The sequence below is a fragment of the Sorangium sp. So ce176 genome (assembly GCF_051519835.1).
GTDB classification, from domain to species: Bacteria; Myxococcota_A; Polyangia; order Polyangiales; family Polyangiaceae; genus Sorangium; species Sorangium cellulosum_G.
In genome coordinates this window covers 283,036-299,489 of the sequence record NZ_CP150371.1, presented here as the reverse complement: position 1 = coordinate 299,489, position 16,454 = coordinate 283,036, and the positions used below count along the sequence as shown (strand labels likewise).

The 16,454-nt window shown below is 72.8% G+C and carries 6 protein-coding genes; 4 read left to right on the top strand and 2 right to left on the bottom strand.

Features of this window, described 5'->3' with window-relative positions; all coding sequences use genetic code 11:
* Positions 1-486: 486 nt before the first annotated feature.
* The 4 genes from WMF42_RS01150 to WMF42_RS01135 all read left to right on the top strand — a co-directional run bounded on the left by WMF42_RS01150 (position 487) and on the right by WMF42_RS01135 (position 13,888).
* Positions 487-6,237, top strand: coding sequence for an nSTAND1 domain-containing NTPase (locus WMF42_RS01150; protein ID WP_437689824.1), 5,751 nt, complete (start codon positions 487-489; stop codon positions 6,235-6,237).
* 532 nt (positions 6,238-6,769) lie between these two features.
* A complete protein-coding gene (locus tag WMF42_RS01145; protein WP_437689823.1) occupies positions 6,770-12,541 on the top strand; it encodes an nSTAND1 domain-containing NTPase in 5,772 nt (1,923 codons plus the stop codon).
* Between the two features lie 445 nt (positions 12,542-12,986).
* Positions 12,987-13,748, top strand: a complete 762-nt coding sequence (locus tag WMF42_RS01140; RefSeq protein WP_437689822.1) for a hypothetical protein — start codon at positions 12,987-12,989, stop codon at positions 13,746-13,748.
* Positions 13,742-13,888 (top strand): hypothetical protein, encoded by a 147-nt coding sequence (locus WMF42_RS01135; RefSeq protein ID WP_155797997.1) that lies wholly within the window; start codon positions 13,742-13,744, stop codon positions 13,886-13,888. The genes WMF42_RS01140 and WMF42_RS01135 overlap by 7 nt, the downstream gene beginning before the upstream one ends.
* A gap of 14 nt (positions 13,889-13,902) precedes the next feature.
* Here the strand turns inward: WMF42_RS01135 and WMF42_RS01130 are convergent, their stop codons facing one another.
* Both WMF42_RS01130 and WMF42_RS01125 read right to left on the bottom strand, forming a co-directional pair.
* A complete protein-coding gene (locus tag WMF42_RS01130) occupies positions 13,903-15,039 on the bottom strand; it encodes a trans-sulfuration enzyme family protein (RefSeq protein WP_061605741.1) in 1,137 nt (378 codons plus the stop codon).
* 113 nt (positions 15,040-15,152) lie between these two features.
* Positions 15,153-16,430, bottom strand: a complete 1,278-nt coding sequence (locus WMF42_RS01125) for a hypothetical protein (RefSeq protein WP_437689821.1) — start codon at positions 16,428-16,430, stop codon at positions 15,153-15,155.
* Positions 16,431-16,454: the final 24 nt, after the last annotated feature.

Below are 16,454 nucleotides of genomic sequence, written 5' to 3'. Positions count from 1 at the left end.
GTCGACAGGCGCCGCGCGCCCGCGCGGGCCGCGCGCAGAGGATTGAAGCGTCGCAGCGGAGGCGCACGACAGGCCGACGCGCGCGCGCACGCGCTCCGGCTCGGTCTCCCCTCCCCGCCGGGGCGCTCGGCCACGCCGCGACCTGCGCCCGTCTCCCATCGAGACCGCCCGGCTCGGTTCCAGATCGGCACGCCCGCCCTCGCAAGGCCGGTCCGACTGGTCGCGGCCCGCCGCTGCTGCGCTCGAGTCGCCCGATTCCTCGCGAGGAGGCGCGCCGGCACCGGACGAGGCGCGGAGATCACTTTACAAGAGAAGCCACGAGGCAGCGGGGCTGGCTGCCCGGGCGCCGGGCCGGCCACCTCGTCGAGCTCTCCCGCAGGTGCGGGGCGGGCTCGACCGACGGGATCGCCGCTTGGACGGCGTCGCGCCGTGATGCGGGCGTTCCGGCGGAAGCTGCCGCGCGAGCCGGCAGCGACCGGAGGGGCCATGACGAAACAGGAGACCCTCGCCCCAAGGACGGTGTTCCAGGGGCGCTACGAGATCCTCTCTTCGCCCGAGGAGACCGCCCTCGCCGCTGTCTACCATGGGCGGCAGATCGAGGGCGGGCAGCCGGTCGTCCTCGAGGTCGTGCGCCTCTTACCGGAAGGGATCTCCGGCGACGTCGCGCGACGCCGCCGCGCGCACTTCCTGCGGGAGATGCGCCGCTACGCGCGGCTCGATCATCCCAGCATCGCCCGGCTGATCGACGCGGGGCAGACGGACGAGGGGCAGCTCTATGCGATCTTCGAGCGCGTCCCCGGGCAGAGCCTGGCCGAGCTGCTGTCGGCGCAGGGCGCGCTCGATCCCCGCGAGGCGCGGCGCCTGATGAGGCAGGTCCTCGACGCGCTGGCCTGCGCGCACCGGCAGGGCATGGTCCACGGGGACGTCAGGCCGGCCCACGTGATGGTCGTGCCCTCGCGGCCAGAGCAGAGCGCGATGCTTTTCGGCTTCGGCTTCGGCAGGGTCGCCGCCTCGGGAGCGCGCGTCGGCGAGGGCGGCACGCACGTGTCCGGCACCGGGATCGTCGGCTCGCTGGCCTACGCGGCGCCCGAGCAGCGCCGGGGATTCCCGCCCACCGCGCGCTCGGACCTGTACGCCTGGGGCCTCGTCTTCCTCGAGTGCCTCACGGGCAGCCGGCTCGGCTGCGGAGTGTCCCCGGAGAGAGACGGGCTCCCTCCGGACAGCGGTGAGCCCGTCCGGATCCCGCGCGCGCTCGTCGATCACCCGCTCGGCGCCGTCCTGCGATCGGCGACGGCCGGGGACTTCGCGGCGCGGGACGTCACGGCCGAGGGCCTGCTGTGCGCGCTCGACGCTTGCTCGGTCGACGGGCTCCGCCGGGAGGACCTGACCCTGAAGGACGCCCCAATCGGCGCCGAAGGGACGCGAAGCGAGGAGGCCGCGGGCCGCGCCCTGACCGCCCCGGGGCGAGGCGCGGCGACCCGCCCTGACGAGCCGGGCGCGCCCGAGATCTCCAGCGAGGAGGCCCCGCTCACGCTCTCGCTGCCAGAGATCCCGGCCAGCCCGGCCCCCGACGGGCGCACGCACGGCGCCGCGCCCCCCCGGACCGGTGATGCGCGGAGGCCAGCGGAGCCCGTTGCGGCCCCCATGCACCCGAGGGCCGGCGACGTCATCAAGCACTACGAGATCATCCGCAAGCTGGGCCAGGGCGGCATGGGGGTCGTTTACCTGGCGCGCGACACGACGCTCGGCCGCCTTGTCGCGATCAAGTTCCTCCTCGGCTACGCCGGGCAGAACGTCGAGCGCTCGCTGGACGAGGCGCAGGCCACGGCGCGCTGCAGGCACGAGAACATCGTGGTGATCCACGAGATCGACGAGATCCATGGATGTCCCTACCTCGTGCTCGAGTACATCAAGGGTCGCTCGCTGCGCGAATGGATGGCCCAGGGCGAGCGCCCCAGCGCGCCCGGGTCGCCGGCCGCCCCTGCGCCGCCTGGCCCGAGGCCGGCCGGCGTCGTGATCGAGATCATGATCCCTGTCCTCCGCGCGCTGGTGTGCGCGCACGGTCTCGGGATCGTGCACCGCGATCTCAAGCCGGAGAACGTCCGCCTGGATGACGCCGGATGCATCAAGGTGCTCGATTTCGGCCTCGCCAGGAGGATCGAGGCGGGCGTGGTCCCATCGAACGCGAGCGCGCGGGCGGCGCCCGCCGGAGGCGCCGGCCGGCGCCGGAGGAGCACGCTCACCGGCACGCCCGCCTACATGGCGCCCGAGCAACTGCTGGGCAGGGACGTCGATGGTCGCACCGACCTCTGGGCCGTGGGCATCCTCCTGCACGAGCTGCTCACCGGCGACCATCCGCTGTGCCCCTTCTCGCTCGCCCGGCTCCCGGAGATCGTGAACCTCGAGCTCCCCATGCCCAGCGCGAGCGAGCGGCATCCGGAGCTGGGCGCGCTCGGCGCCCTCGTTGACCGCTGCCTCAAGAAGCGCACGGCCGAGCGCATCGGCTCGGCCAGGGAGCTCCTCGCCGAGCTCGAGGCGCTCGTGCCTGGCCGGAGGGCGCCCCGGCTGGGCGAGGACGAGAGCCCGTTCCCCGGCCTGTCCGCCTTCCAGGAGGCGGACGCCGCGCGCTTCTTCGGCCGCGATCGCGAGATCGCCGCCGTGGCGCCGCGGCTGCGCAGCGAGCAGCTCCTGGTCATCGCCGGGCCCTCGGGGGCGGGCAAATCGTCGTTCGTGCGCGCGGGCGTGCTCCCCGCCTTCAAAGGGTCAGGGGACCGCTGCGAGGCGTTCGTCCTGCGGCCCGGGCGCCGGCCGCTGTCTGCCCTCGCCGATGTGCTCACGCAGCTCGCCGAGGCGGAGCGCGCGAGCGGGGCGACGGCGCGAGGCGAAGCGACGACGGGCTCGCCCGAGCTCCCCGATCACGACGTGCTTGTCGCCACCTTGCGCGCCCAGCCGGGATACCTGGGCGCACGGCTGCGCGCGCGCTGTCGGCGTGAGGGGGCGCGTCGCCGTATCCTGCTCTTCGTCGACCAGTTCGAGGAGCTCTATACCCTCGGCGCCTCCGCCGAGGAGCTGGCGGTGTTCATCTCCAGCCTGGCGGGCGCGGCCGACGACGCCTCGTCGCCCCTGCGCGTCCTGCTCGCCGTCCGCTCGGACTTCCTCGAGCGCATGGCCGATGATCGTGGGTTCATCAGCGACGTGACCCGCGGGCTCTGGTTCCTGCCGCCGATGGGGCGCGCCGGCCTGCGCGAAGCCTTGATGGCGCCGCTCGAGGCGGCCGGGTACCGCTTCGAGGCCGCCGAGATGGTCGAGCACATGCTGGGCGCGCTCGAGGGCACGCGGAGCCCGCTGCCGCTCCTGCAATTCACGGCGGCGAAGCTGTGGGAGCGGCGAGATCGCGCGCGCCGGCTGCTGACGCGAGACAGCTATGAGCAGCTCGGCGGCGTCGCCGGTGCCCTCTCCGCCCATGCGGACGCGGTGCTCGTGGCGATGTCCTCGCGCGAGCAGCGGCTGGCCCGGGCCGTGCTCCTGCGCCTCGTCACGCCCGAGCGCACGCGCGCGGTGGTGAGCCTGGGCGAGCTCCGTGAGGCCGCGCAGGGCGGCGAAGGGGGCGCTGGCGACGCCGTCGCGCAGGTGATCCAGCGCCTGGCCGGCGCGCGGCTCCTGCTCATCGAAGCGGGCGACGAGGAGACCGGCTGCGCGCGCGATCGCACGAAGGTGGAGCTGGTCCACGAGTCCCTGATCGACAGGTGGCCCAGGCTCGGGCAGTGGCTCGCCGAGAGCGAGCAAGACGCGCAGTTCCTGGCCCGGCTGCGGGCCGCGGCCCAGCAATGGGAGGCGAGCGGCCAGGCCGAGGGGCTGCTCTGGCGCGATCGCGCCGCGGAGGACGCCCGGCAATGGCGTGAGCGCCGGCGCGCCGAGCAGGGAGCCGCCTTTCGCGTCGGGCTCGGCGACCGCGAGGAGCGGTACATGCTGGCCGTCGTGGCCCTCCACGAGCGAGCGCGGCGCCTGCGGCGGCGGCTCACGGTGGGCGTCATCGCCGCGCTCTGCGCTGTCGCGCTCGTCGTGTCGGGTCTGGCGATCCGCGCCAGCCAGCAGGCCACGCGCGCCAGTCAGCAGGCCACGCGCGCCGACGAGGAGGCGACGCGCGCGCAGGCCGAGGCCCGGGAGGCGCGCAACGCCACCCGCATGGCCACGGCCCGCGAGATGCAAGCCGATCCCACGACCGAGCTTTCGATCGTGCGCGAGGTCGAGCCACCCAACCTGCCGCGAGGGTGGGCCACCCTGGCGCGGTCGGCGTTGAACAGCGGTGTTTCGCGCGCTGTGCTCAGCCATCCGGATCTCGTCATCCAGGCGGGCTATAGCCCCGACGGCAAGCGCATCGTCACTGCGTGCGCGGACGCGACCGCGCGGGTGTGGAACGCCGACGGTACGGGCGAGCCCGTGGTCCTCCGCGGCCACGGCGATCGGGTCAGTTCGGCGGCCTTCAGCCCCGACGGCAAGCGCATCGTCACCGCATCGTCTGACAAGACCGCGCGGGTGTGGAACGCCGACGGTACGGGCGAGCCCGTGGTCCTCCGCGGCCACCAGAAGGCGGTCCGGTGGGCGACGTTCAGCCCCGATGGAAAGCGCATCGCCACCGCGTCCTATGACAGGACCGTGCGCGTCTGGAGCGCCGATGGCAGCGGCGAGCCTGTGGTGCTCCGCGGCCACGAGGAGGTGCCCTACTCGGCGGCGTTCAGCCCCGATGGAAAGCGCATTGTGACTGCGTCCTATGACCGGACCGCGCGGGTCTGGAACGCTGACGGCACGGGCGAGCCCATGATCCTTCGCGGTCACAAGGACGCGCTCTACTCGGCGGCGTTCAGCCCCGATGGAAAGCGCATTGTGACTGCGTCCTGGGACCGAACCGCGCGGATCTGGAATGCCGACGGCACGGGCGAGCCCATGGTCCTCCGCGGCCACGAGGACGGGCTCTACTCAGCAGCGTTCAGCCCCGATGGCAAGCGCATTGCCACTGCGTCCTGGGACCGAACCGCGCGGATCTGGAATGCCGACGGCACGGGCGAGCCCATGATCCTTCGCGGTCACGAGGACGGCGTGTGTTCGGCGGCGTTCAGCCCCGATGGCAAGCGCATCGTCACCGCGTCCTACGACAGGACCGCCCGGACCTGGGATGTCGGTGGCACGGGCGAGCCCATGATCCTTCGCGGTCACGAGGGCATGGTGTATTCGGCGGCGTTCAGCCCCGATGGCAAGCGCATCGTCACCGCGTCCTACGACAGGACCGCGCGGGTGTGGAGCGCCGACGGCACGGGTGAGCCCGTGGTCCTCCGCGGTCACGTGGATGAGGTCCATTCGGCGGCGTTCAGCCCCGATGGCGAGCGCATCGTCACCGCGTCCGACGACAGGACCGCGCGGGTGTGGAGCGCCGATGGCAAGGGCAGGCCTCTGGTCCTCCGCGGTCACGAGGAGGCGGTCACTTCGGCCGCCTTCAGCCCAGATGGCAAGCGCATCGTCACCGCGTCCCGGGACAGGACCGCGCGGGTCTGGAACGCCGACGGCAAGAGCACGCCGCTGGTCCTTCGAGGGCACGAGGAGGCGGTCGAGTCAGCGGCGTTCAGCCCCGACGGCAAGCGCATCGTCACAACGTCACGGGACCGTACGGCGCGGGTCTGGAACGCCGACGGCACCGGCGAGCCGCTGGTCCTCCGGGGTCACCAGAGCTGGGTATCCTCGGCGGAGTTCAGCCCCGACGGCAAGCGCATCGTCACAACGTCACGGGACCGTACGGCGCGGGTCTGGAACGCCGACGGCACCGGCGAGCCTCTGGTCCTGGAGGGTCACGAGCACTGGGTGCTCTCGGCCGCGTTCAGCCCCGGCGGCGAACGCATCGTCACGACGTCCCAGGACAAGACGACGCGCGTGTGGAACGCGGATGGGACGGGGGAGCCGGTCGTGCTCCGCGGCTCCGACTCCCCTGTCAACGACGCGGCGTTCAGCCCCGATGGCAAGCGCATCGTCACCGCGTCCGACGACAAGGTCGTGCGGGTGTGGTCCGACATCGAACCGCTCCGCGGCGCCGACGACCCGAAGCTGTGGACAGCGACCACCTACTGCATGCCCATCGATCGGAGGATCGACCTGTTCCGCGTGCCCGAAGCCATGGCCCGCGCGAACCGGGAAGCCTGCCTGCGCCACGTCGAGGCGGCCCGCGCGGCTGCCCGGGAGCAGCGGTGAGCTGAAGGACGGGAGAGGGCGAGCAGGCCGGCGACGACGTCGAAGCCGGACGCCATCGCCTCTGGGCGCGGAAGCAAGGCGGACAGCGCAACCGGCGAGCGCGACATGGCACCGGGCGGGGCTTGCCGAGCAGCCTTGTCCAGCCGTCGATGACTCCACAAGACGAGACCAGCGCCACGCTCCGCCGTGTGCGGCCGGCTGTGTCCAAGGCGCCCTCTGCCCACGTGCGCCAGTCAGGCCGGTCATGCCGCCAGGCTCGTCCAGAAGCAGCGCGCCACGCCGTGCATGAACAGCGCTCCACATGGGGCTCTGCGGGCGCGCCGGTGCCAGACGAGGAGCGGAGATCGCTCTATAGAAGCAGCGACGGGACAGCGAGGCTCGCTGCCCGACCACGGACTAGTCACATCGTCGAGCTCTCCCCGGGGCGCGGGACGGACTCGACCGGCAGGATCGCCGCGCGGACGGCGTCAAGCCATGATGCGGGCGTTCCGGCAGAAGCTGCCGCGCGAGCCGGCTGCGACCGGAGGGGGCCATGATGAAACGGGAGACCCTCGCTCCAAGGACGGTATTCCAGGGCCGCTACGAGATCCTCTCTTCGCCCCAGGAGACCGCCCTGGCTGCGGTCTACCACGGGCGGCAGATCCCGAGCGGGCAGCCGGTCGTCCTCGAGGTCGTGCGCATCCTGCCAGAGGGGGTCTCCGAGGACGTCGCGCGACGCCGCCGCGCGCACTTCCTGCGGGAGATGCGCCGCTATGCGCGGCTCGATCATCCCAGCATCGCCCGGCTGATCGACGCGGGGCAGACGGACGAGGGGCAGCTCTATGCGATCTTCGAGCGCGTCCCCGGGCAGAGCCTGGCCGAGCTGCTGTCGGCGCAGGGCGCGCTCGATCCCCGCGAGGCGCGGCGCCTGATGAGGCAGGTCCTCGACGCGCTGGCCTGCGCGCACCGGCAGGGCATGGTCCACGGGGACGTCAGGCCGGCCCACGTGATGGTCGTGCCCTCGCGGCCAGAGCAGAGCGCGATGCTTTTCGGCTTCGGCTTCGGGAAGGTCGACGCGGGAGCGCGCCTCGGCGAGGGCGAGGCGCACGTCTCCGGCACCGGGATCGTCGGCTCGCAGGCCTACGCGGCGCCCGAGCAGCGCCGGGGATTCCCGCCGACCGCGCGCTCGGACCTGTACGCCTGGGGCCTCGTGTTCCTCGAGTGCCTCACGGGCAGCCGGCTCGGCCGCGGAATGTCCCCGGACGGCGAGGCTCTCTCTCCGGAGAGCGACGAGCCCGTCCGGATCCCCCGCGCGCTCCTCGCCCACCCGCTCGGCGCCCTCTTGCGACGGGCGACCATCCTGGACGTCGCGGCGCGGGACGTCACGGCCGACGGCCTGCTGTGTGAGCTCGATGACTGCGGGGTCGACGGGCTCCGCCGGGAGGACTTGATCCTGAAAGACGCCCCGAGCGGCGACGAAGCGAAGGCACGAGAGGAGGCCGCCGGCCGCGCCCTGGCGGGCTCGGGGCGAGACGCGGCGACCGGTCATGACGAGCCGATCGCGCCCGAGCCCTCCAGCGCGGAGCCCTCGCTCACGCTCGCCGGGGTCCCAACCAGCCTGGCCTCCGGCGGGCGAGCGCGCGGCGCCGTCTCTCGCCGGACCGGTGCGGGGGTGCCAGCGGAGCCCGCCGCGATCCGCGTGCACTGGAAGCCCGGCGACGTGATCAAGCATTACGAGATCATCCGCAAGCTGGGCCAGGGCGGCATGGGGGTCGTGTACCTGGCGCGCGACATGAGGCTAGGCCGTCTGGTCGCGATCAAGTTCCTCCTCAGCTACACCGGGCAGAAGGGCGAGCGCTTCCTGGACGAGGCGCGGGCCACGGCGCGCTGCGGGCACGAGAACATCGTCGTCATCCACGAGGTCGACGAGATCCATGGATGTAGCTACCTCGTGCTCGAGTACATCAAGGGTCGCTCGCTGCGCGAATGGATGGTCCAGGGCGAGCGAGCCAGCACGCCCGGGCCGCCGGCCGCCCCTGCGCCGCCGGCCGCCCCTGCGCCGCCGGCCGCCCCTGCGCCGCCGGGTCCGAGGGCGGCCGGCGCCGTCATCGAGATCATCATCCCCGTCGTTCGCGCCCTGGTGTGCACGCACGAGCTCGGGATCGTGCACCGCGATCTCAAGCCGGAGAACATCCGGCTGGACGACGCCGGATGCATCAAGGTGCTCGATTTCGGCCTCGCCAAGCGGATCGACCCGGGCTTGGTCCCGTCGAGCGCGAGCGCGCGGGCGGCGCTCGCCGGAGGCGCCGGCCGGCGCTGGAGGAGCACGCTCACCGGCACGCCGGCCTACATGGCGCCCGAGCAATTGCTGGGCAGCGACATCGACGGTCGCACCGACCTCTGGGCCGTCGGCATCGTCCTGTACGAGCTGCTCACAGGCGACCACCCGCTGCGCCCGTTCTCGCTCGCGCGGCTCTCGGAGGTCGTGAACCTCGATCTCCCGATGCCCAGCCTGAGCGAGCGGCAGCCGGAGCTGGGCGCGCTCGGCGCCCTCGTCGACCGCTGCCTCAAGAAGCGCAGGGCCGAGCGCATCGGCTCCGCCAGCGAGCTCCTCGCCGAGCTCGAGGCGCTCGTGCCCGGCCGAAGGCCCCTCCGGCTGGGCGAGGACGAGAGCCCGTTCGCCGGCCTGTCCGCCTTCCAGGAGGCGGACGCCGCGCGCTTCTTCGGCCGCGATCGCGAGATCACCGCTGCGGCGGCGCGGCTGCGCAAGGAGCAGCTCCTGGTCGTCGCCGGGCCCTCGGGGGCGGGCAAGTCGTCGTTCGTGCGCGCGGGCGTGATCCCCGCCCTGAAACGGTCGGCAGACCGCTGGGAGGCGTTCGTGCTGCGGCCCGGACGCCGGCCGCTGTCCGCCCTCGCCGATGTGCTCACGCAGGTGGCCGAGGCGGACCACGCGAGCGGGGCGACGGCGCGAAGCGACGCGACGGCGAGCTCGCCCGAGCTCCCCGATCACGACGGCCTGGTCGCCACCTTGCGCGCCCAGCCCGGATACCTGGGCGCACGGCTGCGGGCGCGCTGCCGGCGAGACGGGTCACGTCGCCATATCCTGCTCTTCGTCGACCAGTTCGAGGAGCTCTATACGCTCGGCGCCTCCACCGAGGAGCTGGCGGTGTTCATCTCCTGCCTGGAGGGCGCGGCCGACGACGCCTCGTCGCCCCTGCGCGTGCTGCTCGCCGTCCGCTCGGACTTCCTCGAGCGGATGGCCGAGGATCACGGCTTCATCAGCGACGTGACCCGCGGGCTCTGGTTCCTGCCGCCGATGGGGCGCGCTGGCCTGCGTGATGCCCTGATGGCGCCGCTCGCGGCGGCCGGGTATCGCTTCGAGGCCGCCGGGATGGTCGAGCACATGCTGGGCACGCTCGAGAGCACGCGGAGCCCGCTGCCCCTCTTGCAATTCACGGCAGCGAAGCTGTGGGAGCGGCGGGATCGCGAGCGCCGGCTGCTCACGCGGGGCAGCTACGAGCAGCTCGGCGGCGTCGCCGGTGCCCTGTCCGCCCACGCGGACGCGGTGCTCCTGGCGATGTCGTTGCGCGAGCAGCGGCTGGCCCGGGCCGTGCTCCTGCGGCTCGTCACGCCCGAGCGCACGCGCGCGGTGGTGAGCCTGGGCGAGCTCCGCGAGGCCGCGCAGGGCGGCGAAGGGAGCGCCGGCGACGCGGTCGCGCGGGTGATCCAGCGCCTGGCCGGCGCGCGGCTCCTGCTCCTCGAAGCTGGCGACGAGGAGGCCGGCTGCGCGCGAGATCGCACGAAGGTGGAGCTGGTCCACGAATCGTTGATCGACAGGTGGCCCAGGCTCGGGCAGTGGATCGCAGAGAGCGAGCGAGACGCGCAGTTCCTGGCCCGGCTGCGGGCGGCGGCCCAGCAATGGGAGGCGAGCGGCCAGGCCGCGGGGCTGCTCTGGCGCGATCGCGCCGCGGAGGATGCCCGGCAATGGCGTGAGCGCCGGCGCGCCGAGCACGGCGCCGACTGGCGTGTCGGGCTCGGCGACCGCGAGGAGCGGTACATGCTGGCCGTCGTGGCGCTCCACGAGCGAGCGCGGCGCCTGCGGCGGCGCCTCACGGCGGGCGTCATCGCCGCGCTCGGCGCGGTCGCGCTCGTCGTGTCGTACTCGGCAGCCCGCGCGCACGACGAGGCGACGCGCGCGCAGGCCGAAGCCCGGGAGGCGCGCAACGCCACGCGCATGGCCGCGGCCCGCGAGATGGAGGCCGATCCCACGATCGTGCTGGCGATCGTGCGCGAGGTCGAGCCGCCCAACCTGCCGCGAGGGTGGGCCAGCCTCGCGCGGTCGGCGCTGAACAGCAGGGTCTCGCGCGCCGTGCTCAGCCATCCGGATCTCGTCGTCCAGGCGAGCTATAGCCCGGACGGCAAGCGCATCGTCACGGCGTGCGCGGACGCGACCGCGCGGGTCTGGAACGCCGATGGCACGGGCGAGCCCGTGGTCCTTCGTGGCCACGGGAGTCGGGTCAACACAGCGTCCTTCAGCCCTGACGGCAAGCGCATCGTCGCCGCGTCCCAGGACGGGACCGCGCGGATCTGGAACGCCGATGGCACGGGTGAGCCCATCATCCTTCGCGGTCACGAGGACGCGGTCCGCGGGGCGGCGTTCAGCCCCGACGGCAAGCGCGTCGTCACGGCGTCCAACGACAGGACCGCCCGGGTCTGGAACGCCGATGGCACCGGCCGGCCCGTGGTCCTCCGCGGCCACAAGGACGTGGCTTACAGGGCGGCGTTCAGCCCCGATGGCAAGCGCATCGTCACGGGATCCTATGACAGGACCGCGCGGGTCTGGAACGCCGACGGCACGGGTGAGCCCATCATCCTTCGCGGTCACGAGGAAGCGATCTATTCAGCGGCGTTCAGCCCCGATGGCAAGCGCGTCGTCACCGCGTCCTGGGACAAGACCGCGCGCGTCTGGAACGCCGACGGCGTCGGCAAGCCCGTGGTCCTCCGTGGCCACGAGGAGGGGCTCACCTGGGCGGCGTTCAGCCCCGATGGCAAGCGCGTCGTCACCGCGTCCTGGGACAAGACCGCGCGCGTCTGGAACGCCGACGGCGTCGGCAAGCCCGTGGTCCTCCGTGGCCACGAGGAGGGGCTCACCTGGGCGGCGTTCAGCCCCGATGGCACGCGCATCGTCACCGCATCGTGGGACAAGACCGCGCGGACCTGGGACAGCGATGACGCGGAGGACCCCCTGAGCCTTCGAGGTCACAAGGATATCGTGTATTCGGCAGCGTTCAGCCCCGATGGCAAGCGCATCGTCACGGCGTCGCGGGACCATACGGCGCGCATCTGGAATGCCGACGGCACGGGTGAGCCCTTGGTCCTCCTCGGTCATGCGGATACGGTCCCTTCCGCGGAGTTCAGCCCCGATGGCAAGCGCGTCGTCACCGCGTCCTTTGACGGGACCGCGCGCGTATGGAACGCCGATGGCAAGGGCGCGCCCCTGATCTTCCGCGGTCACGAGGAGGAGCTCTCGTCGGCGGCGTTCAGCCCGGATGGCCAGCGCATCGTCACCGCGTCCCAGGACAGGACCGTCCGGGTCTGGAACATCGATGGCAAGGGCACGCCCCTGGTCCTTCGGGGTCACGAGGATAAGGTCAACTCGGCGGCATTCAGCCCCGACGGCAAGCGCATCGTCACGGCGTCACCCGACCAGACGGCGCGGGTCTGGAACGCCGATGGAACCGGCGAGCCCCTGGTCCTCCGTGGACACGAGAGCTGGGTATCTTCGGCGGCGTTCAGTCCCGATGGCAAGCGCATCGTCACCGCGTCCTTTGACAGGACCGCCCGGGTCTGGAACGCCGACGGAACCGGCGAGCCCCTGGTCCTCCGGGGGCACGCGTACGGCGTCGTGGCGGCCGTGTTCAGCCCCGACGGCAAGCGCATCGTCACCGCGTCCCAGGACAAGACGATACGGGTATGGAACGCCGATGGGACGGGAGAGCCCCTGGTCCTCCGCGGCTCCGACTCCCCGGTCAACGACGCGGCGTTCAGCCCCGATGGCAAGCGCATCGTCACCGCGTCTGACGACAAGGTCGTGCGGGTGTGGTCCGACATCGAACCGCTCCACGGCGCCGACGACCCGAAGCTGTGGACCGCGACCACCTACTGCATGCCCATCGATCGGAGGATCGACCTGTTCCGCGTGCCCGAAGCCATGGCCCGCGCGAACCGGGAAGCCTGCCTGCGCCACGTGGAGCTGGCCCGCGCCGCGGCCGCGGGGACCCCGCCCGACCCGGCAGCTCCTCCAGACGCTTCACAGAACCGGTGACGAGCATGCCCCGCTGCCCGCCCCGCCCGCATCCATCCTGTTTCGTGGACTCCGGTCGACCGCCGGGACGGCAGCGGCGGACTCGCGCAGAGGAGCCTCCTCGGCGCCGCCAGCGTCGCAACCCTGCGCCGCTGCATTCCGGGCGTGTCCTTGCGATCTCCTGCGCCCCTCCGGTACTCCTGCTGTCATACAAACAGGGTTCTTCCGCTCCATCGTGCTCCTCGGCGCGTTCCTCTCGTGTCAGCCGGCGCCGCCTGCTCCCGGCGCCGACGTCGGGGAACCCGATGACGGCGTTGCAAGACCGGACGCCGGCGAGGACCCCGAACCAGGCGTTGAAGAGCCCGAACCGGGCGTTGAAGAGCCCGAACCAGGCGTTGAAGAGCCGGATGTCAGCAGCGATCCGCGCTGTCCCGCCCCCGTCGAGCCGGGCACCAGCGAGGTCCCGATGCTCGCGATCCCGGCCCGCGCGCGCTCGACGTTCAACGGCCACAACCTCGCGAGCATCGACCGGTCGACGCCGACGCGCATGGTCGTCGAGGGCAGGGCCGCGCTCGCGTTCGGCCCCGAGTATCCAGCCTCCGTGACCATGAAGCTCAATCCCGTGATCGATCCGCGCTGCTGCTGCGACCCGCTCGGAACCGCCGTCACCATCGATGAGATCAGCGCCGTTCAGGGGGCCATCACCGTGATGCAGACGGGGCCCACGACCTTTGTCGTCAACGTGCTCGAGGAGGGGCCGTCGTCCTTCGAGGTGTCCGGCGTGCTCACGGTGCCGGTCGGCGGCCTCGACCTCTGCTCCGCGTACGACGACACCCGCGAGCTCCCGGTCACCTGGTTCATGACCGTCCGGGCCGAGCGGCCACGCTGGCGGCTCGAAGCGCCCGCGGAGTGCGGCGCGCGCACCGTCATCCAGTCAAACCGCCCTCTCCCGATCACCGCGGTGGCCCTCGACGCGATGGGCAAGCCCTTCTCTCCACAGAACGTCGAGCACCCGGCCGTCACCGTTGTCGGCTCGGGCGTGGGGCTCCGGGTGCCCGAGGGGGGCGCGCCTTCCGACATCGTCGCGACCGGGGACGGCAAGGTCGTGGTCACCGCCACCGAGGACGGCGCATCTCATGAGATCTCGGTGATCCCCGCCGCGAGACCTGCCCCGTCGACGGGCCCTTCTGCGACAGCGGCCTCGTGCTCCCACAGGGAGACGTGCTGACGCGCTCCGCGGAGGTCATCGCCGACGGGGTCTGCGCTGTGCGCGTGGAGGCGCCGGCGTTCGCCGGCGGGGCGGGCCTCGGCGCGGAGATCTCCGTGACCCTCCTGAACATCGAGGGAATGATCGACATCACCCCCTAGCCGCGCCAGGACCGTCAGCGCGCCCGGAGCGCCTCGTCGAGGTCGGCCCAGAGGTCGTCGACCGACTCGAGGCCGATCGAGAGCCGGAGCAGGTTCGGCGGCGCCAGCGTGTTCGGGCCCTCGACGGTCGCCCTGTGCTCGATCAGGCTCTCGACGCCGCCGAGCGACGTCGCGCGGAGGAAGACCTTCACGCGGCCCGCGACGCGGAGCGCGTCCTCGGCGCCGCCCCGCACGAGCAGCGAGAGCATCGACCCGAAGCCGCCCTTCATCTGCCGCGCCGCGACCAGGTGACCGGGGTGCGACTCGAGCCCCGGATACAGCACCCGCTCGACGCCCCCGTGGCCCGCGAGGCGCCGGGCGAGCTCCAGCGCGGTGGCGCTCGCCCGCTCCACGCGCACGAAGAGCGTCCGCATGCCGCGCAGCAGGAGCCACGCCTCGAACGGGCCGGGGACGGCGCCCTGCAGGCGGCGGACGCGGCGGATGCGCTGCCATGCCTCGTCGTCGCGCGCTGTCGCGAGCGCGCCGGCGAGCACGTCGCTGTGGCCGTTCAGCGCCTTGGTCGCCGCGTGCATCACCAGGTCGGCGCCGAGGGCGAGCGGCCGCGTGTGCACGGGCGTGGCGACGGTCGAGTCGACGGCGAGCCGCGCGCCGCCCGCGCGCGCGATCTCCGCCGCGGCCGCGATGTCGACCACGTCCCACGTGGGGTTCGCGGGCGTCTCGATCCAGACGAGGGACGTCGGGCCGCGCTGGACGGCCGCGCGGAGCGCGTCGAGGTCCGTCGCGTCGACGAGCTCGAGGTCGACGTTCCACGTCGCGCACCACTCGGTCAGCCAGAGGCGGAGGCCGCTGTACATCGCCCGCGAGGCGACGAGGCGCGCGCCGGGCCGCGCGAGCGCCTGCACCGCCGCGGTCGCGGCCGCCATGCCCGACGCGAACAGGCGCGCGTCGACGCCGCCCTCGAGGGCCGCGAGGAGCCCCTCGGGCGCGCGGTACGTCGGGTTGTCGTCGCGCGTGTACTCGTGCGCTGCGGGCAGGCGATACCCCTCGTCGCGCGCGTACGTCGTGCTCGCGTGGAGCGGCGGCACGACAGCGCCTGTCGCTTCGTCGATGGAGTGGCGCGCCTGCGCGGCGATCGTCTCGGGAGAGGTCATGGGCCCGATGCTAGCGCGGACGCCGGCGCGCGCGGTCGCCGGTGATGGGCGGCGTCATCCGAAGCGCCGCCCTCGTCCGGGTGCGCCCGGGGTGCCCTCGTCGTCCCGGCCCATCACTTGGCCAGCATGCGCACGGAGGGCGGTGACGCCTCGGCCTGGGCCGTCGTCCAGTAGATGGCGCGGCAGTCCTGCGCGACCCCCAGGGCGTACGTGCTGTCGGCGAGCAGCTCCGGCGCGCCGCCCGAGAGGCGCACGCGCCGGAGCTGCTCGCCGCCGGCGCCGAAGTAGTAAACGAAGGCGGAGTCGGCCAGGATCCTGCTTGGGTAACCCGCCGCCGCGAGCACCCCTGCGCCGGATCCATCCTTGTTCGCGGCGTAAACATCGCCGGCGGCGACCCAGTAGATGCGATCGCCCACCGTGATGTCCCCCGGCCTCTCGCCGCTGCCGACGCGGATCGACGCGACGAGCTCGGGCGCGCTGGGCTCGCCGATCGCCATCCGCTGCACGGAGATCTGCGTCGCGCCGACCTCCATCTCGCTCCAGTAGAGATGGGTGGAGTCCAGCGCGAGGCCTCCCACGTAGGCGTCCTTGTCGAGCACCAGCAGGCCTGTCTGGTCCGACTGATCGGCCCGCGCTGCCCAGATGCGATGCGGGGCGTCCGGCGCGTCGGGCGCATCGTCCTCCTGGAACGTCTCGGTGACCCAGTAGAGCCAGCCGTCGCCGGCCACGGGCTGCCAGCCGCGCGACGCCCCCTCGGAGGTCGCGACCGTCGGGACCGTGATGTTCCCTTGAAGCGGCACCCGCAGCACGTCTGGCAAGTTCCAGTCGGTGATGAACAGCGAGCTCCCGTCGCGCGCGAGCATGGTCACGGTGGAGTCCAGGACCACCAGCGGCTCGGTCAAGCCGCCGGCCGCCTTCTCTGTCGCGAAGACAGTGCCTCCATAGCCGCTGCCCCAGAGCACGCGCGCGCCGGCCCCTTCCCCCTCGACGGCGATGCCGATCGTCTCGTGCTCCTCGGGGACCGTGGTGGTGAGGATGACTGGCGTGCACTTGCCCTCCTTGCACGCGCCGCCGAGGCAGCTCCTGCCGGGGACACAGCAGTTCTCCGGATCGGAGAGGTAATCGATGTCGCCGTCGGCGGCATGGCACCCTTCCGGCGCGCGCGCGGTGAACGGCTCCGGCGGGCACGCCGACGGGTTTCCCCCAGCCTCGCCGTTCCCGGCGGCGCCACCGGCCCCCCCGGCGGCCTCGCCACCGCCGGCCCCTCCGGCGCCGGTCAACGCGGGCTCCGCGGTGGGTTTTCCGTCGGAGATCCCCCAGATCGCGTTGCAGCCCAGCGCTGTGCTCAAGGCAGCGCACACAGCGAGGGTCATCGATTCGCTCGATCGCATCGCCGTACTCTACCGCCGCGCACC

Excerpts from the sequence above, each read along its gene's own strand:
- WMF42_RS01125 (WP_437689821.1), bottom strand. The coding sequence starts at position 16,430 with ATGCGATCGAGCGAATCGATGACCCTCGCTGTGTGCGCTGCCTTGAGC.
- WMF42_RS01140 (WP_437689822.1), top strand. The coding sequence starts at position 12,987 with ATGCTCGCGATCCCGGCCCGCGCGCGCTCGACGTTCAACGGCCACAAC.
- WMF42_RS01130 (WP_061605741.1), bottom strand. The coding sequence starts at position 15,039 with ATGACCTCTCCCGAGACGATCGCCGCGCAGGCGCGCCACTCCATCGAC.
- WMF42_RS01150 (WP_437689824.1), top strand. The coding sequence starts at position 487 with ATGACGAAACAGGAGACCCTCGCCCCAAGGACGGTGTTCCAGGGGCGC.
- WMF42_RS01145 (WP_437689823.1), top strand. The coding sequence starts at position 6,770 with ATGATGAAACGGGAGACCCTCGCTCCAAGGACGGTATTCCAGGGCCGC.